This is a genomic window from Butyricimonas faecihominis (assembly GCF_033096445.1).
Lineage (GTDB): Bacteria > Bacteroidota > Bacteroidia > Bacteroidales > Marinifilaceae > Butyricimonas > Butyricimonas faecihominis.
In genome coordinates this window covers 3,159,115-3,185,140 of record NZ_AP028155.1, presented here as the reverse complement: position 1 = coordinate 3,185,140, position 26,026 = coordinate 3,159,115, and the positions used below count along the sequence as shown (strand labels likewise).

The following is a 26,026-nucleotide window of genomic DNA, read 5'->3' as shown; positions in this document are numbered from 1 at the left end:
GGTTGTTAAATATAGGTGTGATCTTCACTTCTTTTATATAGTAAATGCTTATCTAGGAGGTCTATTTTATATTGAATAGATTTATCTATTAGAATCTCTATATTATTCCAAAATAGGGGGTAAAGAAATTCACCTTTTGGGATGCTTTTTAGAGGTGGAAACCTGCTTGGTGTATTTAGAAAGTTTCCAGAATCTCGTAAAACCTGTGTTTATTAACATGAGTTTTAGTGGTGAAAAGTAATTTGAATAATTGTACAGCATTATTATGACGCATTTGTTCCATACCATTCTTGATAAGGAGTTTATTCATCCTCTCTGTTATCTCTTCCCCTTTTAATTTTTCCCCAACTTGAAATTCCTTGAGTAGGAGAACCCTGTAAGTTATTAATGTCGGGTCAGTACTTAATTTTATCTTCTGGCTCTTTATGATCTGGTTCATTCTCTTTGTATCATGCAGGTGTTGTTCCTGTAATTCCCTTATCTCTTTGTCCTGCATCCCAAGACAGGATAATTCATCGTAAGTGTCTTCAATCTTGTTCTGGATGTCATTTTTCTCAATTTTCACCCCAAGCTTTGGGAGATGAAATTCTTTCCCCATGAACATGGTGGATTCTGTTTCTCTTGATTTGTAAAACAAATCAATTTCTTTTAGTATTTCTTCTTTCATTATTTCTTCATTTTTTTTGTTCCTTTTTTCTTTTCCAGTTTTGAAATTAGTTTCATACCCATCATCATATAAACCGATATTGTAATATTTTAGAATATTACTCATCTTGTATAATTGTTCATGCATTACATGGTTGATCAACTGGAAAACCTTGAAAGCAATGCTCTGGTGATTGATCTCTCTTGTGATGCTGATATACTGGTCACATTCATTGGCGAGTAATTTCAACTGCCTTTTCAAGGTTCTAGTGTTCTTGGCAACCTTGTTAAGTTCTTCAATTCTTTGCCTTGTTTTTTGCGTGATTCCTGTTTTTAGATAATCAAAAATAGAAGGGAAGTTATATATTCCTTTATCCCCTTCTTTCTGGATGATGGCATTTGTTAGTATGTATGATAGAGTGGTTGTATCTTCTCTAAATCTATTCATCATCTGTACTATATTCACGAAAGAGTGTGGATTTTTCCCCGGTGCGATAATCAATAGATAATCTTTCCCCAGTAGAGAATATCCTTGGGTGTAAGTTGTAAGAATCACATCTGCATCAATCCTGCACTGGTTAATCAATTGTGACAAGTAACATGAGCCATCATCCCCTTCCCCAAAACTTTCCACTACCAAACCTGTTTCCTCCTCCTCTTTTCCCTTGTTTCTAGTGATCTTGGTTTTAGAATTTATTATAGCTATCCTTTTGAATCCAACCTCTTTTAACGCTTTTAGAACCTTGGGGAGTAAAGAGGATTTATCAAGTAATGAAACCACGGGTATTTTCTTCTCTTTTCTAGCGAATGAACATAGTTCAATGATCCCACCTCCTAAATCTTCATACCTTACAATTCTCAAATCTCTCTTGTCTGGATTCTCTTTTACAGCCTTGATCATTGTCATTCCTTTAAATATACTATCATCACTTGTGACAGGTGTACCAGAGAGAAATATGATCCTCTTGTAATATTCCAAGGAGATCATAACCTCTTCAATAACCTCTCTTTTCCATCCAAATTCTGTGACTAGAGTGTGAGCCTCATCAATAATCACGGTCTCCCTGCTTTCAAATTTGGGGATATGGTGCTGGATGGTGATGATCAAACTTGAATTAAAATCTTCTCTATGATCTGCTGTATAATATGGTATCTGGTATTGTGCTGATAGTTGTTTTGCCAAGTTAATGGTATCAACAACAAAAACAGCTTTTATCTCCCTCTCTTTTAGATAATTGAGAATGTAATAGGATTTCCCACCACTTGTTGGACAATCCACGTAGATTTTAAACTCTTCATTAAAATCCAAGTCATCAAGAAACCTTGTTTCTGATAACTTTTCCTTGAATGTAAACTTTTTACATTCCATAAAATTCTAATATTTAGTTAATTCTTAATTTTCCTTCAACACTTCGATTATTATTTTTACTATATAAAACAGGTTGAAGTGTTGAAGGTAAACATCACTTCTAGTGAGTTATTTTTAACACTTTATAAACCTGTATGTAAAGGTTTATCTATTTTGATATAATCTATCTGGATGGTGTTATTTACAGGTAGAAATGGAAATTTGCCCTGTAAAATGGTATCTAGGAAGGATGTAGAATATCCTTTAATTATGTTACAAAGATATATAACCTTCACAACATTTCCAAGTGAAGTGCAGGGAAAATTTTACATTTGTTAAGAAATGGGGAGGGGATAGGTTTTATTGTTTTTTGGATGGTGTGATTATAGAGGTTTGATGATTTAACAGGCTAAAGGATGATTCCCCTTGTTTGCCTTGTTGACAGATAGGGGTTAAGCACAAGATAATGCCTTAAATTGTAGCACTAATCTCCCACCTTGTTTTGGAGTGGCAAAACAAGGGTTCTCATAATGCTTGGAGATAAGAAGACTGGTTTAAATTTCCAGTCCTCTTTCTCCATTTGTCTTGTCACTGTTTAGCAATAGAGCGTTCGAATTTGTTACTTAAAAAAGTGAGAATATCAAAAACTTTATCTCCATCTAAACCTTGAATATATTCAACCTCTTCTTCAGTAAGAGTATCTAGCATTGATAAAGCATTATTAACACCTATACTCTCTTTTGTTGTGGGAGATTTGACCGTGGTAAGTTTTACAAACGCATCAATAAAATAACGTTTACCGATCTCTTTTTCAAGTCCCAATTCTTGGAGTTTAGAGATGATATGCTCTCCAATTTGTAAATTGTACTGAATTGCTTTCGGTAGTATTCCGCTTGTACTTCTACTCCATTGTACAGGAGTAAAAATCTTTCCTAGAGTGTAGTATTTCATTGTAGTACTTACAGGGATCTTCAAATCTATACTAACTTGTTGCACTTTTTGCAACAATTCATGTTGTGTCGCAAAAGAGGCAATAACAGCCTTTTCACAGCCTTTTAGGGTTTTGTCCAAGGCAGTGTTTGTACCCATGTACTGGGCACATTTTTGTATTGTCTCAAATTCTTTTATCTGAATATTAGATATGATAGTTAACGGTTTATCTTCAACTAGAGCTTCTTCATTCTCCCAGTAGATGGCCTGCATCATTCTCTGTTCTTTGTGATTTCCGATCATGATGTACGCATCATTTAATAGTTCCTTCTCAACAGGAACACCATTGAGAGAAGTTAATGTGATATTCTCTTTAGAAAACAGGTCTGCTTTTGTCAAATATTTGGGGAAGTCCCGTTCAAATAATTTGTCATTTATTGTTTCCATCGTGAACTTGTCTTTTGTTGCCAAGTTGATGAATGCAGGAGCTGCGACAATATAAATTGTTTTGAAAAATCTTTTTATGAGGTAATCTCCATCCTCAGTTTCTGCAGGCATCCATTCTTCCACTGGTAAGGGAAGAGGGTGTTTTTTCAATTCTTCTTTTAGAGCCTTTTTGGCTCGCGCAACTTTTCTCAGTGCGCCTTTTTTCCTCTCCTCTTTGGCTTGCTCTAATTTTTCTTTTGCTTTTTTGAGTTCTTCATGTAGACTCTTGATTGTATCTGATAAGTTAAACATATCAATCAATTTTTCCAATGAAATTTTCATGGTGTTACTTTTTAAATTATTTATTTCCATGTTATTACCCTCCAATTCTTTTTTGTGTGTATCCTTGTCTTCCATGCTTTCTGGATTTAAAGTGTTACTTACTAATTTTGCCTCACTCTCTGTTTGTTGGTTATTACCAACGATTTTATTATTATTTTCTAACATAGTATTGAAAATTAATTGTTTAACAATAATCCCCATTCAGAATAACGGATCCTTTTTATCCCGTTTGAGGGCAAGCTGTCATGTCTTTTGTCAGTGATTAGCTTGTTACCCTCCATGCAGCAAATGCCAAACCTTTCGATAAATAAAAAAATCAGATAAATAGGGGATAATTCCGGTATTTATCTGACTTTTGTAAAAGTGTAGTAAAGTGATTGATTACCAGTATTTTGTTTCTTTGCTAGAGAGATTTACAAGGATGTTGAAGTTCCAGTCAACGAGACTGTCATCTGTCACTGTCATATTGTCACGAATGCGTTCCCTGACAAGTTTAATCCATTCAGACTGCATTTTTGTCATGTCAAGGTAGTTCGAATAGTATTCTTTCTCTTCTCCTTCACTTCTTTTTTTTAGTTGTCGAAGTTCTTCTATCTCTTTTTCAGTGTGGCAATGTATCTTGTGGATTATGTGAAGGAACATGATAATGAGAAGACAAACTCCTTTCGATATTTTGTTATCATCTTTTGCAGTGCTACGATCTTTGAAGAACCGGTAAAGTTGAATAATGATGGTGTTCGTAACCTTGTCTTGTGGCGCACCTCTACGTGGAGAATTATCATCCACTAGTTCCGGTTCACAATATTCTTGAATGTACTCTTTTAAATGCTGCCAGAACCAATTATTCTTGTTAGATAGATGTATGTCCCCGTAGGTTGTTTTTATTTGTATCGGTTGGGAATTTTTATTTTTATATGTAAGCCATTGTTGATTCTCTTGGATGAACCGGAGAAGGTTATTCATATCAGGGTTCACGTTTAATAGAAATTCTTCCAACTTCTCATCTTTCATGGAACGTTCAATTGTTTCTTGTGCCGGGTTACGGGTGATGAAATAAGCCAATAGCCAGTATATCCAAAGTAATGTTTGGTTACATTCAAAATATTCATGATTTGCTTGAAGGATAGTGTTATAATTTTCTGGGATCGTGGGATTATGAAACACTAGCGGGAATATGTTATTTTCCTCGATGTAATATTGCCAGTATTCAGCGAATGATTTTGCGGTGTAGATAGTTTCATTTGCGGAGGGATTAAGTTTTTGTGTCTCGTAATAAAAGAAGGTGGGAAAGAATATTTCTTTTTCTAGCCTGAAATATTTATTCAAGAGTGGGTACAGGGCCCCTACAATATTCCCGTTTATCCAAACAACATATCCCCAGAAAGGGTCTTTTTCAGCGATTCCTTTTACTTTACACATGACCTAAGATTTTTCCAAATATAAATTTTTTTGTTGGTAAAAAAAATAACCTCAAATCCGAAGATAAGAGGTTATTTGTGTTCATAATAAATTTTGCATTGCTGCATCAATCTGGGTGTTCTCAAAGCTATCCAAATAAATTTGGGTTGTTTTTAAATCTGAATGTCCCAGTGATTCAGATATAATTCCAATATCAACCCCAGACCTTTTTAAAACAGTTGCGAATGTATGTCTTGCTACATAGGTTGTTAAATTGATTTTCAAATTCAAGGCTTTACTAATCACCTTTAGTTTTCTATTAACTTGTTTCAACACCTTTTGTACCCTATCTGCTTGTTGTTGTTCTGTTATATGGATGTTTCTATCCAAAATAGGAAAGATATAGTCTTCTGCTCCTGCATCCTTTTTAATGTATTTATTTAGTATCTTCAATGCATCTGGTAATAGAATTGTATTCATATTTTTCTGTGTTTTATGCCTTGAATAATAAATTCGTCCATTATCAAGATCGCAGTATCTCAATGTGGCTATATCTTTGAAATTAATTCCTGCTGTTAGGTAAGAGAACATGAATATATCCCTTGCAAACTCCAAATATGGAGTGGGATATTTGATTAAAGTGGACAAATCGAACTCTTTCAATTTTTGTACATCTTCTTTGTGTATGGCTCTTTTCCTTGTTTGAGTCCATAATTTCCCAACTTTGAACTTTTTGAATGGGGAATCTTCATTAGTAAAAACTCCTTCTTCCAAAGCTTTATTATAGGTAGATTTGAAACAACTGAATTGTGTTGCAATGCTATTGTTCGCTAATCCCTTTTTCCTTAAATAAACCTCATAATCTTTTAAGAATTGAAAGTCAATATCTGTAAAAGGAGTATTCATTGGTTTGAATTTGGATAGGGAGGACAAACAGAAATAGTATTTAGATGCAGAACTAAGTTTACCTATTTCCTTTAATTGGGAAACTAATTTCATGAAATATTTTTCAATAGTGATTGTCTTCTGTTTCTTTTCAGAGATTCCAAGTAAATCATCAATAGTAAATTCTTTGTCTTGTATGCGATAATTCAAAATCTTTTTATTTAAATCTTGGATAGTGGTGTCAATAAGAAATTGAATCTGCTCTCTATTGGGAGTTTCATCTTTAAGTTTATTGTTTTCAAAATCCCAATAGGCAATATTAATTTTCACGCCTAAACTTACTTTTTTGCTTTTATAGTTTTGTGATATTTTTATTGCAATAGGAGCTTCATTTTGTTTGTTCATTTTGTCTTTACGACAGATCACAGTGAGATGTGTTTCCATAAATTTCGCTAATTGCGAAACTGATTACTGACAATATAAAATAAAATGGGGGACAAATAGGGGGACAAATAAGGGGTAAAATCACCCTTTTTTCCACAAAATCTTCTTTTGTATTCCCAAAAATAAGAATCTTACATTGAATTACAATGTCCTGTATGATAAGGATTTGTTTAGTGTAACTATCTGAATGGTAGTATAATAAAACAAAAAAGCAGCCAATTTATTGACTGCCACCTTTGAGCTGTTAATGGGATTTGAACCCATGACCTCTTCCTTACACGAGAGAAGAGGCTCGTGCTGAGATGGAAAAATTCTTTCCCATGCTGAAGCGTTGGAAAAATTGATTGTCTTGTGAGCAAAGTTAGATATGTATAATTAGTTATCATTGCTATTCTGGATGGCGTATAATCTTATTATTGTGTGGGCTGAAAATTCTAAGAATAAAGTTTTATATTTGTGTCATTAAATGAACGTTTAATAATAGACTATTTTGGCCGCAGGTTCACTTAAGTAGGAATTTATTCAACTTATAAATAATTAATTATTATAAGTTTGCATAATATTCGTTTTTGCGATTTTATTCCGAAGTTTTATATTATTAAACGTTCATTTTATGACATCAAAAGTTCCAATAAATCAAGATCGTTTAATAAATGGGGATGAAAAAGAATTTAAGTCCTTGTTTGATTTGTTGTATGTTGGAATGGTGCAGCAGGCGACGTTCTATACAAATGATTTTGCTGTAGCAGAAGATGTTGTGCAAGAGATTTTTGTTCGTTTGTGGGAAAAACGGGGGGAGTTGAAAAGTGTCCAGAACCTTGAGGGGTATCTGTTGCTATCTGTGAAAAATCGTTGTTTAAATTATTTGGAACATCAGCAAGTGGTGGATAAATATAAACAATATTGTTTGTTGCAGGAAATACAAGATGATGATGATGAAGATCCTGAACAATTCATAGAAGATATAGGAAAATTGTTGGATAAGTTACCGGAGAAGCGTAAAATGGTATTGGAACTATGTGTGATCGAGTCGAAATCCTACGCTGAAATTGCAGATTTATTAGGTATTTCTTTGAACACGGTAAAGGATCATGTGAAGAAAGCCTACGCTTTCTTACGAGAAGAATTGCGTAGAGAAGTTTCTTTTCCGGTATTATTTTTTGCCCTCTATTTCAAGGGGAAAGTGTATTTGAATAAATAATCTTTAATTTTTTTATTTTTTTTGAGCCACTCGTTTTATTTCTTCTCCTGTCTTTAGGGTATAACAGCCAGAAATAAAGAAAATGAATATAGAAGAAATAATAATAAAACGGCTTTCGGAAGAACATTTGTCAGAAGAAGAAAGTGCTTTTTTTGACAAGTGGTATCAAAATTCTTCCAACCGGGAATATTATAATGATTTACTGAAGATTCGTTCGGGCATCATCGCTTCTCAGGTTAAGGAGAGAATTGACAAGAGAAAGGCGTGGAATCAAGTTCGTCCAGCACGTAAAATATCCCTGATACGGACTTTGTTGAAATTCGCAGCTATTATGATATTACCTTTGAGTCTCGGGGTTTTCCTTCTCATCCGTGAAAATAAACAGGAAAAAGTGGTTTATGCTGAAGTGCCCGTGCAACCGGGTAAAAAGCAAGCCGTGTTGACCTTATCTTCTGGTCAGCAAGTAATGCTTGCGGACACGATCGTTCACGTGAACGAGAAAGGAATGGTGATTTCAAATTTTCCGGATAAAGAATTGGTTTATAAAATCATGAATGATACCATGAAGACAGAAACTATTTACAACACGGTCACTGTCCCTCGTGGGGGAGAATATAAGCTGGTGTTGGCTGATGGTACCATTGTTTGGTTAAACTCCGATAGCCACATTCGTTATCCGGTGACATTTTCCGGTAATACACGGCAGGTTGAATTAGAGGGGGAAGCCTATTTTGAGGTGGCTAAAGATGTGGAAAAACCTTTCATCGTGCGTATGAACGAGTATAATGTGAGAGTGACAGGTACTCAATTTAACGTTCGGAATTATTCGAATGAGAGTCTGGCGACAACGCTAGTTGAAGGGGGAGTACAGATCGAGAGAAAGGGAAAGGTAGACAGGTTACGACCGGGACAACAAGCTGTTTTGGAAAATAATGAAATACGGATACGGGTTGTAAATGTTGAAGAGCAAGTGGCTTGGAGACATGGTGCGTTTGGTTTCACGCAATGCCGTTTGGAAAATATCATGGAAGAGCTTGCCCGTTGGTATGATGTTGACGTGTTTTATATGAATCAACAGGTAAAAGATTATCACTTCTCCGCTTGGTTTAAACGAAGTTCTTCGATAAACGAGGTGATTAATATATTAGAAAAAACAAAGAAAATAAGTTTAGATTTAAAGGGACGGATTCTCACGGTAAAAGATATAAGTAGAAATTGAAAATAAAACAGGAAGCTTGCGCCAACATGCTTCCTGGATGAAAACTCCTCGCCAAAGGAATTTTAATGTTAAACTTGAAAAACAAAGTTATGAAATTTTTATGTAGAAACCTAATCTGGATTATGATTAAAATCAAGCTAGTATTCCTGGTATTGATTTTGGGCTTCTCTAGTTTGAATGCGAAAGTGTGGTCGCAACAGGATCGGATTGATCTGGTATTTGAGAACATGAATATGGTTCAGCTTTTTGAACAGATTCAGCAAAAGACCAATCTAAAATTCGTATTTAACCATGAGGATGTTCAAAAATATACCGTTAGTGGAAAAGTACATTACAAGACGGTATCGGAGATTCTTGATCTTGTTTTCGTGGATAAACCTTTACGGTACGAGATTACGAGTGATCATGTTGTGATTTTTTATGCTCAACAACAAGATGATGAGAAGAAAGTTACTGGAGTAAAGGTAAAAGGTACGGTTACAGACGAGGAGGGTATTCCGTTACCGGGTGTTACGGTAATGATAAAATGGACATCAATAGGAACGGCAACGGATATTGATGGAAAGTTTAATTTGGAAGTGCCTCAATCGGATACGACAAAATTGATTTTCTCTTTTGTGGGAATGCAGAATTATGAGTTAAAGATCTCCAAGAAGAAAACAGAGTATAATGTTGTGATGAAGTCTGATACCAAGGCATTAGATGATGTTGTGGTTACCGGATTTTTCACCAAGAAGAAAGAAAGTTTCACGGGGTCTGTCAAGACAATGACCGTTGAGGAAATTAAGGCGGTATCTAATACAAATTTGGTTAGTGCCATTTCGATGTTAACTCCCGGTATGCGAATGGTGGAAAATAACGCTTTCGGGTCGAACCCGAACCGGATGCCTGAAATCGTCATTCGAGGGACTTCATCTCTGTCCACGGAAGCGGACCAAAGTGCGAACCAGCCAGTTATTATGTTGGATGGTGTAGAGATCACGATGCGAGATTTGTATGATATTGATATTAATGATATCGAACGTGTGGATGTTTTAAAAGATGCTTCTGCTACGGCACTTTATGGAGAAAAGGCTGCTAATGGTGTTATTGTTATTGAACGAAAAAGAGTGCTGAATGATAAATTACGATTGTCCTATAATTTGGATGGAGCATTAGAGGTCCCTGATTTGAGATCATACGATTATCTGAATGCAAAAGACAAATTAGAGTTTGAACGTTTGGCGGGGTTATATAATTTTTCTTTGTTGAATGATTTTGAAGAATATAATAGGAAGAAAATATTAATTTCTAAGGGAATGGATACTGACTGGATGTCCAAGCCTCTACGTTCGGGTTACACGATTAATAATTCTATCGGGGCTAGTGGCCGAGGAAACGGGATGACCTATCGGTTGAATGCTAATGTGCGAACGGTGAAAGGAGTTATGCAAAAAGACTATCGTAATACGATAGGTCTGAATATGTTCCTTTCCTATCATGTCGATAATAAATTGACCGTGTCCTTTCAATCCAGTTTTTCTGATTTGAAATGGAAAGAGAGTCCTTATGGAAAGTTCTCGGATTACGTGGTTATGAATCCTTATGATTCTCCTTATGATGAATATGGGCGTTTGAACAAGACTCTTTCATGGGAAATGGCAAATCCTCTGTATGAGGCTGAATGTGGTAATTATGATAAAGGGTCAAGTCGTTCCTTTACGAATTCATTGTCCTTCCGTTGGGATGTGAGACCCGGTCTTTTTGTGAATGGGACGGGGACGATTGTAACTTCTAAAGATAGAACGGAAGTTTTCTATTCTCCTGAATCTAATGTGTTTAAGGATGCAACGAGTCGTTCGGAGCAAGGTTCTTTGCTTATTGAAAATGAGCAGTATCTGAAATATGAGGGACGGGGTGTTGTGAATTATGCTCAAAATTTTGGAGAGGACTTCTTGTTAACCTTGCATGGTGGTGCGGACATAATGAAGGAGACTACTACAACAGATGGATATACGGCTTATGGTTTCTACAAATCTTCCTTACATGCACCAAATTTTGCGGCAGGCTTTGGTGAAGGAAAGCGTCCTACCGGGTCGGAAGAAATAAGTACGAGTATAGGACCTTTTGTAAATGCAAACTTTATCGTGAAAAATCGTTATTTCGTGGACGGGTCTTTCCGTCGTTCCGGTTCTTCTAAATTTGGAGATAAGAATCGTTTTGCTCCTTTCTGGTCTGTAGGTGCCGGATGGAACATTCATAACGAGGAATTCGCAACTCGTTTTGGCTGGTTGAACACGTTCCGTCTTCGCTATTCTTATGGTGTCACTGGTAATGTTAGTTTTGCTCCTTATCAAGCTGTGACAACTTATTTCTATAATGGTGAAAATTTTTATTTGCATGGTATTGGTGCGGTGCCGAAAACAATGGGTAATCGAGATCTGAAATGGGAATTGACGAAAGCTCATAACTTTGGGTTAAATCTTGATCTTTGGGATAATCGTATCAGTGCGACATTTGATTATTACGTGAAGACAACAGATGACGTGTTGATTGATATGTCAGTTCCGCCTTCTGTAGGAGAAGTTACGGTTCGAAATAACTTGGGCCAGATGCGTAACAAAGGATTCGAATTTGAAGTAACGGCTTTGCTGGTAGCCTTGGAAGATTGGCGGTTTAGCTTGAAAGTAAACGGGGACCATAATAAAAATGAAATTTTGGGAATTAGTAATAGCTTGGCAAAATATAACGAGGAGGCTAATGCTGATGGATCCTCGGCTCCAAAAATCTTGTATAAAGAAGGAGAGTCAACTTCTGCCATTTATGCTGTACGTTCTGCAGGAATTAACCCGGCAACGGGAGAAGAGGTATTTATCAAGCGAAATGGAGCTTGGACCTTGGAGTATGATCCTAATGACAAAGTGGTCGTGGGTGATGAGTCTGCTTGGTTAAAAGGTGCGTTTTTCCCGATGTTATCATATAAGGGATGGCAATTGAATATGGCTTTCGAGTATAATTTCGGAGGACAAATATATAATACGACTCGTGCAGATAACGTGGAGAACGTGAATCCGAGAAATAATGTGGATCGGAGAGCTTTTGAAGAACGTTGGAAAAATGTGAATGATGTTCCCGCTTATTTGGATATTGCAAATGCAGATTCCCGCACAAGTTATCATACTAGTCGATTTGTAGAAGATGATAATAACGTGATATGTAGAAGTATAGAGTTAGCTTATGATTTTAATCAAAATCTATTGAAAAAAATTGGTTTCAAGCGTTTAAGACTGAGTGTGGGAATGAAAGACCCATTCCGTATGTCAACCGTGAAATTTGAACGGGGTACGGAATATCCATTTAGCCGGGGATTTACTTTCTCAATTAGTCCGACCTTCTAAAATGATATGATTATGAAAAGATTGATATACACATTATTTATCTTATTGACAATCTGTTATTCTTGTGATAGTTTCTTGGATGTTAGACCGACAGGAGAAATTGTGAATAATGAATTGTTTGAAACTGCCGAAGGATTTGAAGAGGCAATTTATGGCGTCTATTCTTATTTAGCGAGAGAACCTCTGTATGGGAAAAATATGACGTATGGTTTGGTGGATGTTGTCGGACAGTATTTTTCCGGAGGATGGGATCAGCACTGGTCTAATCAGTTGCGGCTTTACAATTACAAACATATGGAAGTGCGCCCGGAAATCGATGCGATATGGGAATCCATGTATAAAGGGATCTCTTACGTGAATAATATGCTGGAGAATCTTGCCAAACATGATTCTACAAAATTTGCCTTGTATAATGTTTATAAAGCTGAGGGATTGGGATTGCGAGCTTTCATGCATTTTGAACTTTTACGTTTGTTTTCAGAGAGTATAATACAGAATCCGAATGCAACGGGAATCCCATATCGTGAGAATTATACTTACCAAGTAACCCCATTCGATCCGATCAATGAGTCTTATAATAAGATCATTCGTGATTTTAAAGAAGCTGAAAGATTATTAGCTGCTCATGGAGAGTATTTTGATCGGGTGGATGAAAATGCTGGGGGATTCGTGAAGGATCGTGTGATTCATATGAATCTTTATGCAGTACAAGCTTTACTTGCTCGTGTTTATTGGGAAAAAGGAGATTTAGAAACAGCGAAGAATTATGCCATGAAAGTGATTGATTGTCCTTTCTTCTCGATGGAGGATAAGACAAATGTGGAGGATATTATGAACGGTATTATTTCTGATAAAGAAACGATTTGGGGGTTATATTCTGAAGAATTTCCTAATTATACGCGGGATGTAATGTATTCTAGTGGTGGAAACAATTACTATGATCCGAAACCGGATTATAGGGAGATTTACGAGGTTGACCAAGACGGGTTTGATTATCGCTTGGATAAGTGGTTCCAGACTTTGTCTGATCATGGAGCGGAAGGTTTGCGGTGTATGAAAGTGGTAGATCGTTTTAAAGTACGATTAAATACTCGTCCCGTGGCTAAATTAAGTGGGATTAACATGATTCGATTACCAGAGTTGTATTATATCGTGTCAGAATATTATCTTGTATCAGATAATATGGAAATGGCAGCGACTTATTTAGATAAAGTTGTGAAGGCTCGCGGTTTAAATGGCTTTAACAAAGGGGATGGCATTGTTGTTGTGTCGCGAATGAATATTAATAATGATCGCCGTAAAGAATTGGTTTGTGAAGGACAATGGTTCCAGATTATGAAACACTATAATATGTCAATTTATGAATCAATAACCGATCAAACATTCCAGGCCTCAAAAGATATTTATGTGTTCCCGGTACCTGATAATGAGTATGAATATAGAAATTAATATGAATGTTGTTATGAGAAAATTATTATACACGAGTATTACTGCGCTATTGTTATTAGGGGCATTGTTTTCATGTACGGATGAAGATTATAAATTGTATAATACCTCTTTAACAAATAAGATTTATTTTGACAAGGACACGTTCTTTTTTGAATATGGTCCCCGTGAAGATAAAGAAGTTGATCTGGAAGTCCCGATTAGTTTGATTGGTTTAGCTAATTTTGATCGAGATGTTGAATTTAAGGTGAGTGCGGATGTGCGTAATTCAACGGCGAAATTAGGAGTTCATTATAACATGGATGAAATTCAAGTGTTTATGAAAGACTCTGTGACAGCAGCTATCAAATTAGATTTTAAACGAGATAACCTAGTAAAAGATATTCAGTATAAATTATACTTGAATTTGGAAGCAAACGATGAATATATACCAACCAATAGGACAAAATGCCTCGTGTTTTTTGGTGATATTAGTATCGAACAACCCGAATGGTGGCGTCCTGATCGATTAGGAACCTATAATCAGGATAAGTTGATATTATTTATCAAGTATTTCCATGAAACTAAAGAAAAATTGCCCGTCTTGTATGACGATATTGAATCCAAATGGGGAGAATATCTGGATAACGAATCACATAGCCGCTATCCGTATTTACTGACGACCTATGTTTATTTAGGTTATTTTAAACAGCATATTTATACTCCGATGTATGAGTATTATCTACAGACAGGAGATGAACATTATAAATTGCCCAATCCGGCGACAACAGAGTATGAATAATTGAAAATTAGGCTTTTATGAATAGAATAAAATATATATGGGGTATATTGATCGTTTTATGTTGTTTGCAAGCATGCTATGATGATAATTCTAGATTGGCAGATCAACCTATTATAGAGGTAAATATTTTACCTACAGCAAAAGATTCGATCAATATTTATTTCAATAACACGCTGGAAATTAAAGCTGATATTGAAAGTGAGACAGACGAGTTAACCTATCAATGGGATATGGGGCTTTATGCTGAAGATCCAAAAACTGGGGAATCTACAACGGTTTTTAAAAACATTTCTCAAGAAAAAGATTTGAGTTACGTCGTTCGAGAGTTGGGGCATTACCACTTACGGCAGATAGTGACAAGTGAGGATGGAAGTACAATTAAATATTATCATGTTTTTGTTAATTCTCAGTTTGAGGAAGGTTTTATGATTTTGGGACGTCGTCCTGATGGTAAGGGAAGTATTTCTTTCATGAAAACGTTAACTCCAGAAGAAGTGGAAGCTGGGATGCAACCGTCATTCATGCAAAATGCTTTTGCCTATGCGAATGAAGGTAAGGAATTATATATGGATCCGGTAGATGTAGATAAAGTCGGGAATTACTTGTATATCTTGCATGGAGAGAGTCAGAAGTTGGTTCAGATTGATGCGAAGACATTTAAAGAGATTTACGAGTATGATTTTAAGTTTTATGAATTGAACTTCGTCCCGGGTAGATTAATGGCTTATGATGGAAAATTTAGTACAGAATTTGAAGTCGTGTCTAGAAATGGGGGTGTGGCTATGGTACAAACCCAGCAACAAGCGATATTCCCTTTCCCTGGTCTTCCGCAAGAAACTGTGTACACGGATGCTTACGATCGTCCGAGTTACACAAGTAGTATGACAAGGGTATTCATTAGCAAAGATCGGGATGCAGTTTGTTGGAGTGGAGCTAACGGGTACGATCCTTTCTTCTCTTATCAGAATTGTTTTGATTATTTTAAAAATAGAAAGGTGATTAAATTATTCCAGAATTTGGATGATGATGTATATGTTATTAGTCGTGATGGTGGACAGACAAAGATTACTGGAATAAAAGGGATGATGTATAATTTTGCCGGTGGCGGTGGACTTTGGGTTCTCTTTGAACGTTCTGTTAGAGAAGGAATCGTTACGGAATCATCTCAATTATTACCCAATGATTACTACTCTTGTGTTTTTGTTTCTAATGGTAATAAAGTCTATAAATGGTTTTACTCGCAGTTGGATATAGATGCAACTCCTTTCATAACATTACCCGAGGGTGAAGAGGTTCGTTGCCTGAATCATTATCAATGTTCTCGTAGTGTCAGTGATGCTGAATATCAAGATTATTCCCGCCAAAAACAATTCTACATTTCAACCTATAATCCGAATCGTGAGGGTGAATATAAAGGTTCTTTGTATATCTATGATGCGGATTCTGGTGAACTGGTAAATAAGTACGAGGGAATTTCTTACGAACCTGTAAGTATGTTCTACAAGATTAAATAGAAATTAATAATGAAGATTATGAAACGATATATTGTAAATCTAGTGCTTTATAGCATTGTGTCGCTTTGGATATTTTCATCTTGCGAGGATTACGACTTCAAGGATATTCCTGATCCGGTGATTCCAGAAGATCTGACTCCGGGCTTGAAATTGTCACAGAAAGAGATCATGATCGATGCCATGGGAAATGCCCAGGGATTCGAGTTGCGTTCCATTGGTGGCGGGTGGAGTATTGAGCCGATCGAGGAAACCAATTGGATTTTTGATTATGAACCGAAATCCGGGGACGAGGGTAATGCTGTTGTCGGGATTACTTTGAGGGTAAACGAGGGGATGCAGGAACGCTACACGAGAATGATTGTTCGCCAGGAGAATACCGGCGTGACCGACACCGTGTTCGTTGGTCAGTACACGTATGAATCCAAATATACTCGCAGAAGTGATAGTTTGGCATTACTTGTTCTTCACGAATCACTTAATGGTGAAGGATGGCGTAACCCGTGGAACCCTAGAAAACCGATGACAGAGTGGTCCGGAGTTACCTTAGAAGAGATAAATGGAGAATTGCGAGTGACAGCATTGCTATTGTCTGACTTCAGTTTGTCTGGTAACCTGCCGAATGAAGTGGGTAATTTACGGGAATTGACCTCTCTGCGGATTACCGGGAAAGTTTACAAATGTCCGAATAGCTTGATTAACTTGAGAAAGTTGGAATCCTTGAATGTGAACTTCTCGGATGGGACGGAGTGGTTCTTGCCGAATGATATGTCTTCCATGCTTTCATTAAAGGAATTTAAGCCGGGACAATTGAAAATCCCGATGGAATCTTTTGCGGCATTCTATACTTTGCCTGCGCTGGAATCCTTGTCGTTATCAACGATATACCTGATCGGGGACTTGCCGGAAGGAATATCCAAGTTGAAACACTTGAAATCGTTAGATCTTGCAGGAACGAATATTTATAGTTTACCGGATGATATTGGGGAATTGGCGGAGAATTTAACAACATTGAATTTACGTGGATGTCAGGCTTTGGCCTCTTTAGGTGAGAATATCGGGAAATTAGTGAATTTGAAAACTTTGACCTTATCCGGTTGTAAAGTGTTGAAAGAACTTCCCGAAGGTTTTGGAAACTTGATCCAGTTGACGGCATTAGATTTATCTGATTGTGAGAGGTTGGAGCGTTTGTCAAGTGATATAGGAAATTTACAAGTAAGCACCTTGACTTTAAGAGGATGTAAGCTACTGAAAGCCGTCCCGGAAAGTTTTGGTAAACTGGATAAACTGACGAAATTGAATTTTTACGATTGTGCTGCTTTGGAATCATTACCCGAGAGCATTGGTAACCTGACCAAAGTAACGGAAATAGACGTGAGTCAATGTACAGCACTGACTTCTCTTCCGGCTAGCTTGGGACAGTTGACAGGTTTGAAGAAATTGACCATGCCGAGAACTGGTTTAACGACACTACCCGCTGCGATTTCTTCTTTGTCCGCCTTGGAAGAGTTGGATGTTACCGGGAAAGAGGGTACGCCGGGAATCCGTGGAGTTGCTGCCGATGTCTTCTCTGGTTTGACGAAATTGAAAAAATTGAATGCAAGTAACAATTCATTCTCGGGTGATCTTTCTTGGCTGAAAAACCTATCGGCATTGCAGACGTTGAGATTGGATGGTAACCAATTATCCGGGCAACTTGATTTGAGCCAGTTCAGTCCGAATTTGACCGATGTCTATCTTTCAAATAACAAGTTAGAAGGTAACTTGAACGGGATTTCAACTCTGACGAAGGTTCGGAACCTGTACTTGGAACACAACTTGTTATCAGGTGAATTACCTGCCGAATTAGGAAATTGTTCGACCTTGAGTTATTTCTATTTAAGTAATAATAATATTACCGGAACAATTCCTGTAGAGGTGGCCAAAATGAACTTGGGTTACAGTGGATTGAAGCTGAATGGGAACAGAATGTCAGGAGAAATTCCGGCAGAAGTATTATCATCAGCCGTGTGGAAGAAGTTATATCCGGAAACGAATATTTATCCTCAGCAAGAGGGATATGGATTCTCGAATGTAAAATAATACAGTGTGTTGTTTTTATCAAGGGGGCTTTTTTAGCCCTCTTGATTTATAAACTTACTCTTCGGGGGTGGTTTGGGATAATCATATAATGAAAATAGCATGAAGAAAATAATTATTGTCGGGTTATTTTTACTTGTTCTGTTCGGCTGTAAGCAAACTACAGTCCAGATTGCGGGAGAAGTTGAAAAGCAATGGAAAAGTGATAGCGTGGAAGTCACGCTTCCTGATGCCCGACGAGGAGAACGCTTGATGGTTGCTTCGATTCAGAAAGACGGGACTTTTCATCTTTCGGGTAATATTGCACCGGGTAAGCTTGTGTTTGTTAATTTCCCGAAAGATTATGTTCGGATACCGGTATATATCGAGCAAAAGCATTATATGCTTGTTGAGTCCGGGGATAAGTATTACCTGCTTTCCGAAGAATCGTCATTGCAAAATCGATACGTGGAATTCCTGAAAGAACTCGATAAATTGAATCAGGATTACGAGAAGGCGTGTCAGGGTTACGATACCATCACGGACATTCATCAGAAAGCCGCCCGTTCGGAAATGCTGGATCAAAAGTTCACGAGAAAGAATGAACTTGTGTTAGAAGGTATTCGTGAATTTGCCGGAACGGAAATTGCACAAAACCTGATACACGAAATCCTTTTTTATTGTGAGGTCGATTTTAAATTCTTTACCCAAGCAATCGAAGCATTGGGAGATAGCATTCCGAATAGCGGGATGAAGACGAGGATTTTTGATACTTACAATAAGTTGAAAGCAAAACAATTGACCGGGCAGGCTCCGGATTTTGAACTACCGGACGTGAAAGGGCAGAAAATTCGATTGGCTGATTTCCGGGGGAAACACGTGCTTTTGGATTTTTGGGCATCTTGGTGCGCTCCTTGTCGAAAAAAGAACAAGGAATTGAACCAACAATATCCGGAATTACGGGATGCGGGATTAGAAGTGATTTCTGTTTCTCTAGATAGTAAAAAGGCTCCTTGGTTACAGGCATTGAAGGAAGACCGGGTAGCGTGGGTGCAGTTGATTGACGAGACTGGTTTTGAACAGAGTGAAGTGCGGAAGGCTTACAAGGTGGAACAAGTTCCCACGGTTTATCTGATAGGTCCGGACGGGAATATCTTGTTGAAGAATCCGGAGGTTGAAGAGATACATGAAATCATAAGACAGAAGAGATCATGAGATTAATAGGTTGTGTTATAATATCTCTCCTGTGTTGTTTCCATGGAAATGCGCAGGAGAAGGCGATCATCCTGAAGAATGTGAATGTCGTGGATGTCGTGGAAGGAAGCATCCGTAAGGGTCAGGATGTCGTGATAAAAGAGGGAATAATTCAAGCGGTTGGTAAAGGTGCCGGGACTGGCGTTTCAGGAGAGGTGAAAGATCTGACGGGAATGTACGTGATGCCGGGATTGATCGATGCACACGTGCATATTGCAAATGACCCGAAGGAATCACAGGCGGATCGGGCGAAGCATTTGGAGTATTTCTTACGCCACGGGGTAACCTCTATCCGGGATGCGGCGGGAGATGCCCGTGTGTTGCGGGAATTGAAGGAGGGAGTACAACAGGGGAAATACTTGGGACCGGACATCTATTACGCGGCCTTCATGGCCGGACCGGCTTATTTTGAGGGAAACGACCGCGAGAAAAGTATGGTGGAAGGCTGGCCCGAACCTTACGCTCCTTGGATGCAGTGTATCCGTCCGGATTCCGATTTGGATAAGGCGATGGAGGACGCGAAAGAATGGGGATGCACGGGAGTGAAAATTTATGGCGGGTTTGATAGGGAAACATTGTTACCGATTGTCCGGAAAGCCAAGGAACACGGGTTACAGGTATGGGGACATGCCACGCTTTTCCCCGCTAAACCGTGGGATGTGGCGGATGCCGGGGTGCAGGTGATCTCTCATGCTTATATGTTGGAGTGGGAAGGGGTTTCGGAAGAGTTGAGCGGGAATATCTTTGAGAATTACGAGAAATTCTACGACAAGATTGATCATGATAAAATATCGGTAGAACGGTTTCTACAAACCGTGAAATCAAAAGGGCTTATTTTTGATCCCACTCTTTTCCTGTGCATGGAGAACAAGATGGATTGGGCTGCTCGCTTTGTCAAAAGGGCAAACCAAATCGGTGTGAAAATCTGTGCGGGTACTGATTACATCAATGATTTAAAACGTCCCTTCCCTTTTATTTTCGACGAACTTGACTTGTACGTGGAGAAATGCGGTTTTTACCCCATGGAAGCGATTTTCACGGTGACAAAAGTAGCTGCAGAGGTGTTGGGTGCTGCCGATAAAGTGGGTTCCGTGGAAGTCGGGAAACAAGCTGATTTGTTAGTCCTCCCCGGTAACCCGTATGATGATATTAAGGAGCTGCGGAAAATTCGGATGATAATCAAAACCGGTAACGTAATAGAATAGACGGAATGTTATATTGTCGATGCATAATATTAATAATGATCTTCCCGTTTATAGGTCTAGAGCTTTACGGACAAGTTGCTAAGGAGAATTATCAGGATTCTATCTTTTTGGATTTGAGGGGAGATCTAAGAGATCCAGAGGTATTAGGTCGGGATTGGGAAGTGTATATTCGGGCTTATAGACGGGTGCAACAACACATGAGATTTCAGATAGAGGGACAAGCTATTCGTTTTGTGTGGGATGTGAAAAGTGGATCAGAACTGAAAGTTTCGGAGCAGATATTCAATCATATTGTCCGCTTGTGGGAAAAGTACAATAGAAGGTTGGCTACGGGGAGGTATGATATTCTTTTAGAATTGGGAATATTTATTGTACAACCTAAAAAGAATCCTCAACTTTATCCCGTGGGAGGGAAATATCAGGATTCGACTTTTTTATTTATAAATGGAAATCTAAATATTCCAACGGTTGCCGCGGCTAATGCCTACACTTTTGTAAAAGCTCAAGAGCGTGTTGAGAGATATTTGTACATCCGAAATAACCGGTATGAATGGAAAGATATTAGTGCGCCGGAATTGAGAATTTCCGATAACATTTTTGATTACATCGTGGATATGCGGGAGCGGGAGAATGATCGACTTGCCACGGGAAAATATGTAATTCGGCGTTTGCGGCTGAACGGTCGATATTATACATTGAGAAAAGATTATTATTGTAGTAATGAGGAATGGTATCCTTTGGAGGGGGAATGAACCATGAGAAAAGCGATTTTATTTTTTTATTCTCTGCTTTTTATTTCCTGTGCTTGTTATTATGAAGATGTACGCCAAGAGGGAGAAATGTTAAATCCCACGTCTTATGTTTATGATTTTCCAGAAATGGAAGTACGGAGGGTGTTGGATTCGTGTTTTGCTTTACACGGATTTCAACTTCCGCCGGATGTGCGGAAGAAGTATAGGGAGGGTTTAAAATCTTTAGTGTTATTACCCTGTCGTGACGTTCTGGATTCTCTGGGGGAGAGTAAGTCTTGTCGTTTCTTAAATCATCAAGATACGTTGTACCCCGTGTCATTCCCCCTTCGTTCTTACGTGTTTAAGAATCGGAAAGGAGAATTTCTTTGGGCTTATTCGGAATATATTCTGCGAATTGATTCTATTGCGAGGAATAAGACAAAGATTGCAGTTTTTTCACATGAAGGTAATGTGACCGTGGGGCGTAAGTTGGGTTTTAATCCGGTTTCAAATGGGTTGCTCGTTTCGAGGCTTATGGAGGCAACTTCCACAACAATAGAAGAATACGAGATATTGAAATATATAGGCAATAAATTGGGACAAAAAGGGATGCCGCCGATTCACTATCCTAAAGCGTTGACGAGAGAAGAGATATTGGAACATTTTCACAATGGATTCTCTTTGAGTTTTCCTTTCACTGAGAAGGATATTTACGGGTGGTAACATAAAAAGAAGTTCTCTCGAAATGGTTTTGTAGAGAACTTCTTCTTTCTAAATAAATAATGTCTGTATCTTTTATTTTTTCTTTCTGCCCTTTTGTTCTTTTTTCCGTTTGGTGGGTGCATCTCCCCGTCTTCCCCGTCGGAGTTTACGTTCCGGGCGTTGGCGGCTGCCACTGGCTTTAGGGGGAACCACTTTTGCCGGGGCGGCCGTTGTGGTGTTTTCACTGCCTGCGAGAGCGAAATCCAGTTGGCGGGCAACCAGATTAGCTTTTGCTACTTTCACGAGTACCTGATCTCCTAGCTGGTACACTTTCCGGTGGTGACGCCCCACGATGCAGTAGTTTTCTTCGTCGAACTCGTAATAGTCTCCTTCCAGCTCGTTGATGGAAACAAGTCCTTCGCATTTGGTGTCATTCAGTTCCACGTAGAAACCCCATTGCGTTACGCCGGAGATCGTTCCCATGAAATTCTCGCCCAGTTTGTCGCTCATGAACTCGACTTGCTTGTACTTGATAGAAGCTCTCTCTGCATTGGCGGCGATCTGTTCCATGTCGGAGCAATGTTTACACATCTCCTCGTACTTCTCGGCATTGGCTGAACGTCCGCCGTCAAGGTAACGTTGCAGCAAGCGGTGGGTCATCACGTCCGGGTACCGACGGATCGGTGACGTGAAGTGCGAATAGTAGTCGAAAGCCAGTCCGTAGTGTCCCACGTTCACCGTCGAGTAGACGGCTTTTGCCATCGTGCGGATAGCCAGTGTTTCGATCATGTTCTGTTCCGGGCGGTCCTGCACGTCTTCCATTAATTTATTCATGGAAGACGAGATTTGGCGAGGAGTGCCTGTCCGGATGCGATAACCGAACTTGGCGATAAAGCGACCGAAATCTTCCAGTTTCTCGGTGTTCGGTTGTTCGTGAATACGATACACGAACGTTTTGGCTTTTTGATTTTCTTTGACTTTTCCGATTCTTTCCGCGACCTTTTTGTTGGCGAGAAGCATAAATTCCTCGATCAGCTTGTTGGCCTCTTTCGAGCGTTTGAAATACACGCCCGTGGGTTTGCCGTTTTCGTCAATATCGAAACGAACCTCGATCCGGTCGAAAGCGATGGCACCGTTCTGGAAACGGGCGGCCCGTAATTTCTGGGCCAGATCGTTAAGGGTTAATATCTCTTCTTTATAGTCACCCTCGCCGCCCTCGATCATGGCTTGCGCTTCCTCGTAAGTGAAACGGCGGTTTGACTTGATGACGGTCCGTCCGAACCATTGTTTCACCACCTCGGCTTTGTCGTTCAACTCGAAAACCGCCGAGAAACAAAGTTTTTCCTCGTCGGGGCGTAGCGAACACAACCCGTTGGACAGGTGTTCCGGTAACATCGGGATCGTGCGGTCCACGAGATACACGGATGTTGCACGGGAGTAAGCTTCCTTGTCCAGCACCGAATCCGGGGTCACGTAGAAACTGACATCCGCGATATGCACGCCGACCTCGTAATTCCCGTTTTTCAGTTTCCGGAGCGAGAGGGCATCGTCAAAGTCCTTGGCGTCTTTCGGGTCGATCGTGAACGTTGTGATTTCCCGGAAGTCTCTCCGGGTCCTGATCTCCTCTGCCGGGATGGCATCCTTTATTCTCTTCGCTGCTTTTTCCACGTTAGCGGGGAATTGCACGGGCAGTTCGTATTCTGCCATGATGGCATTCATTTCCGTGTCGTTGTCTCCCGGTGTTCCGAGAACTTCCAGCACTTTACCCACGGGGTTTTTCTGGTTCTCCGGCCACTCGGTAATCTTGACGATGGCTTTTTCCCCGTCTTTGGCCCCGTTCAGGTCGGCTAGGGGGATAAATATATCGTAGGGTAACTGTTTGCCCGTGGGAACGAGAAAGGCGTATTGTTTGGAGCATTGTATGATGCCCACGAAGGTCTCTTTCTTGCGTTCGAGGATTTCCACTACTTCCCCTTCGGGGCGTCTTTTGGAACTCCGGGCGTAGAGCAACACTTTTACCTTGTCACCGTTTAAGGCGTGGTTCAGACCGACTTGGGGGATGAAAACATCTTCCTTGCAATCATCCGAGATCAGGTAGGCGGTGCCTTTGGCCGTCAGGTCAATAATTCCGGTAACGTAAATGGTATTTACCTTGAATTTAAATACCCCGGTCGATTCTTCCGTGAGCATGTTGTCATTTTTCATCTCGTAAAGAACCGTCATGATCAATTGCTTGGCATTCATGTTCTTGATGCCTAGTCTTTGGGCTAGTTGCTTGTAATTGAAGTTTTGATCGGGGTTACCGGAAAATATATCGTATAATAATCGGTGTAATTCTTTTTTACCGATGTCTCTCTTGCTTTTTTTCTCTTTCTTTGGCATAATCTAAATCGTAAAATATCGGGTGTGGGCGCTAAAAGAACGCCTGTCCTTCTTAAATGAAGTTACTAATGTACTGTTTTATTTTCGTATTTTTATATATAAAGTTTCAAAATCTCCATTTTTCTTTCCTGAGAGATATTTAGACAACTTGAATTGCTTGTCGGGGAGAATATTTTAGCTTTCTTCCAAATAATCGTTTTTGATATTGTTAGTTGTATGATTTTTAAGTGGTTATTTATGCCCTTGTTAATAACGATTTGTGGAATTATACATGAGCAATAGCTGTGTAGTTTCCTAAAATTGGTTTACTAGATTTGACATTCAATAAATTGTATAAAGCATTTTCAATTCTATTTTCTGTTACAAGTTTACTTCAAAAAACTGTAATTCCTGTAATAGTTTTACTTTTTTATTGGCATCCCGGGAATTCCCGGGATGCCAATAACACTTGGCGTCAATACATGACCCTGGCGAATAACTCTTTTTTATCGCGGTGTGCCTGGTCCGGAACTTTCAACCCGATAGCCATGTGTGGTCTTCTGGTGTTGTATATCCCGATGATTCTCTCCACTTGCATTCTCGCCTGGTCAATATCTCTCAAGACCATATCGTTTAACCATTCCCGTTTCAAAATCCCGTTCACTCTCTCGGCGATACCGTTATCGTAAGGGGAGCCATCTTGTGTCACGCTGACTTGAATACCGTGTTCTTTCAATATCCCGGTGTACAGCGAGGAGCAGTATTGCCCACCCCGATCCGAGTGATGAACAAGCTTATCGCTAAAGTTGGGAGGTAGCGTTGCCAACGCCCGGCACAACGCCTTCACGGGACCGGACGAGTCCAGGGTGGGGTGAACTTCCCACCCCGTGATCCGCCGGGAATAAGCGTCGGTTACCAGCGAGAGATACACGAAACCGGCACTCGTTGACAGGTACGTGATATCACTGACCCATACCTGGTTGGGGCGGGTAACTCGAAGCCCTTTCACCAGGTTCGGGTACTGGCGATGCCACGCCCGGGAATCCGTCGTGATGACCCGGTACTTCTTCTGTTTTATCATTAAATCGTGAAGGTGAAGTAAACGATAAAGCCAATCCCGACCGACGGGAAGCCCGTTAGACCCCAGCATGTTCCACAATTTATTAACCCCGAGGTTAGGCATGTCACGGCGAATATCCTGGACGATGGAAAGAACGTAACGCTCGCGTTCCTCGCCTCCACGATCGGCACGGAGGCTCTTGTAATAAGCCTGCTTGCTGTAGCCAAGGGAATTGCAAAGGTGTTCCGTCACGGCTTTACCTCCCCGCTCTTTTTGTCTCTCGACAATCCCGCTAATAGCATCTCCTCGTAGTTTTTTTTTACATCAACATGCAGGCGTTCCCTGGCTAACTCTAGCATTAACTCGTAAGCTTCCACTAGTATTTTCTGTTTCTCTACTTCCTGACGTAAAGACTCCAGCTCGGCGCGTTCTTGATCGGTCATCGGGTATAACATTTTGTAATTACGCGAAGATAAACGTTTGTGTTGTTCTTCCGATAAAACGCGAGATTTATACTTGTGTAGCCAAACGTGAAAAGTCGAGGGTTTGACCTCGTACTTGGCTAGAACTTCCGCGTAACCCATTTCATTGATTATTCGATCTCGTACCGCTGATAATTTCGTCTTCACGGCGTAATAACGACGACGAACAGGGGGAAAATTTAATTCTGACATTGGTTTACTAAGTTTACTGTAAACTTTT

General features: G+C 39.3%; 18 protein-coding genes. 11 read left to right on the top strand and 7 right to left on the bottom strand.

All coding sequences use genetic code 11. The features are described 5' to 3' along the window. Nucleotides 1-175: 175 nt before the first annotated feature. The 4 genes from R8806_RS13110 to R8806_RS13095 form a co-directional block, all read right to left on the bottom strand. Nucleotides 176-2,014 (bottom strand): DEAD/DEAH box helicase family protein, encoded by a 1,839-nt coding sequence (locus tag R8806_RS13110; protein ID WP_151411712.1) that lies wholly within the window; start codon nt 2,012-2,014, stop codon nt 176-178. A 567-nt stretch (nt 2,015-2,581) separates the two neighbouring features. Next, the gene (locus tag R8806_RS13105) at nt 2,582-3,856 is read right to left on the bottom strand and encodes a hypothetical protein (RefSeq protein WP_124318072.1); all 1,275 of its coding nucleotides are present in this window, start codon (nt 3,854-3,856) and stop codon (nt 2,582-2,584) included. A gap of 216 nt (nt 3,857-4,072) precedes the next feature. Then, nucleotides 4,073-5,110: a BAR domain-containing protein gene (locus R8806_RS13100; protein ID WP_124318071.1), complete on the bottom strand. Its 1,038-nt coding sequence runs from the start codon at nt 5,108-5,110 to the stop codon at nt 4,073-4,075. Between the two features lie 81 nt (nt 5,111-5,191). Then, nucleotides 5,192-6,418: a site-specific integrase gene (locus R8806_RS13095; protein WP_124318070.1), complete on the bottom strand. Its 1,227-nt coding sequence runs from the start codon at nt 6,416-6,418 to the stop codon at nt 5,192-5,194. Nucleotides 6,419-7,031: 613 nt separating this feature from the next. Here R8806_RS13095 and R8806_RS13090 point away from each other — a divergent pair. The 11 genes from R8806_RS13090 (at nt 7,032) to R8806_RS13040 (ending at nt 21,924) form a co-directional block, all read left to right on the top strand. Further along, nucleotides 7,032-7,619, top strand: coding sequence for an RNA polymerase sigma-70 factor (locus tag R8806_RS13090; protein WP_124318489.1), 588 nt, complete (start codon nt 7,032-7,034; stop codon nt 7,617-7,619). Nucleotides 7,620-7,701: 82 nt separating this feature from the next. After that, nucleotides 7,702-8,838 carry a FecR family protein gene (locus tag R8806_RS13085; protein ID WP_151411710.1) on the top strand — a complete coding sequence of 379 codons (1,137 nt, stop codon included), beginning with the start codon at nt 7,702-7,704 and terminating at the stop codon, nt 8,836-8,838. Between the two features lie 89 nt (nt 8,839-8,927). Beyond that, the gene (locus R8806_RS13080) at nt 8,928-12,215 is read left to right on the top strand and encodes a SusC/RagA family TonB-linked outer membrane protein (protein ID WP_164719842.1); all 3,288 of its coding nucleotides are present in this window, start codon (nt 8,928-8,930) and stop codon (nt 12,213-12,215) included. A 12-nt stretch (nt 12,216-12,227) separates the two neighbouring features. Beyond that, the gene (locus R8806_RS13075; RefSeq protein ID WP_164719845.1) at nt 12,228-13,664 is read left to right on the top strand and encodes a RagB/SusD family nutrient uptake outer membrane protein; all 1,437 of its coding nucleotides are present in this window, start codon (nt 12,228-12,230) and stop codon (nt 13,662-13,664) included. Between the two features lie 13 nt (nt 13,665-13,677). Next, nucleotides 13,678-14,442 (top strand): DUF4843 domain-containing protein, encoded by a 765-nt coding sequence (locus tag R8806_RS13070; protein WP_158581815.1) that lies wholly within the window; start codon nt 13,678-13,680, stop codon nt 14,440-14,442. A gap of 17 nt (nt 14,443-14,459) precedes the next feature. Further along, nucleotides 14,460-15,956 carry a hypothetical protein gene (locus tag R8806_RS13065; RefSeq protein WP_124317706.1) on the top strand — a complete coding sequence of 499 codons (1,497 nt, stop codon included), beginning with the start codon at nt 14,460-14,462 and terminating at the stop codon, nt 15,954-15,956. An 18-nt stretch (nt 15,957-15,974) separates the two neighbouring features. Further along, a complete protein-coding gene (locus tag R8806_RS13060; RefSeq protein WP_164719800.1) occupies nt 15,975-18,035 on the top strand; it encodes a leucine-rich repeat domain-containing protein in 2,061 nt (686 codons plus the stop codon). 99 nt (nt 18,036-18,134) lie between these two features. Continuing rightward, nucleotides 18,135-19,226 (top strand): peroxiredoxin family protein, encoded by a 1,092-nt coding sequence (locus R8806_RS13055; protein ID WP_124317704.1) that lies wholly within the window; start codon nt 18,135-18,137, stop codon nt 19,224-19,226. Further along, nucleotides 19,223-20,470 carry an amidohydrolase family protein gene (locus tag R8806_RS13050; protein WP_124317703.1) on the top strand — a complete coding sequence of 416 codons (1,248 nt, stop codon included), beginning with the start codon at nt 19,223-19,225 and terminating at the stop codon, nt 20,468-20,470. Before R8806_RS13055 ends, R8806_RS13050 begins: the two co-directional genes overlap by 4 nt. A 35-nt stretch (nt 20,471-20,505) precedes the next feature. Next, the gene (locus R8806_RS13045; protein WP_151411708.1) at nt 20,506-21,222 is read left to right on the top strand and encodes a hypothetical protein; all 717 of its coding nucleotides are present in this window, start codon (nt 20,506-20,508) and stop codon (nt 21,220-21,222) included. A gap of 3 nt (nt 21,223-21,225) precedes the next feature. Continuing rightward, on the top strand, nt 21,226-21,924 hold the full coding sequence (locus R8806_RS13040) for a hypothetical protein (protein ID WP_124318483.1): 699 nt from the start codon (nt 21,226-21,228) through the stop codon (nt 21,922-21,924). A gap of 72 nt (nt 21,925-21,996) precedes the next feature. On the opposite strand, the gene rnr is transcribed toward R8806_RS13040, so the two are convergent. From rnr to R8806_RS13025, 3 genes are all read right to left on the bottom strand, one after another. Next, entirely contained in the window at nt 21,997-24,285 is a 2,289-nt protein-coding gene (rnr, locus tag R8806_RS13035; RefSeq protein WP_124318295.1) for a ribonuclease R, read from the bottom strand. Between the two features lie 454 nt (nt 24,286-24,739). Further along, nucleotides 24,740-25,576 carry an IS3 family transposase gene (locus R8806_RS13030; protein WP_164720063.1) on the bottom strand — a complete coding sequence of 279 codons (837 nt, stop codon included), beginning with the start codon at nt 25,574-25,576 and terminating at the stop codon, nt 24,740-24,742. Beyond that, the gene (locus tag R8806_RS13025) at nt 25,573-25,998 is read right to left on the bottom strand and encodes a hypothetical protein (RefSeq protein ID WP_124318325.1); all 426 of its coding nucleotides are present in this window, start codon (nt 25,996-25,998) and stop codon (nt 25,573-25,575) included. The genes R8806_RS13030 and R8806_RS13025 overlap by 4 nt, the downstream gene beginning before the upstream one ends. Nucleotides 25,999-26,026 lie beyond the last annotated feature (28 nt).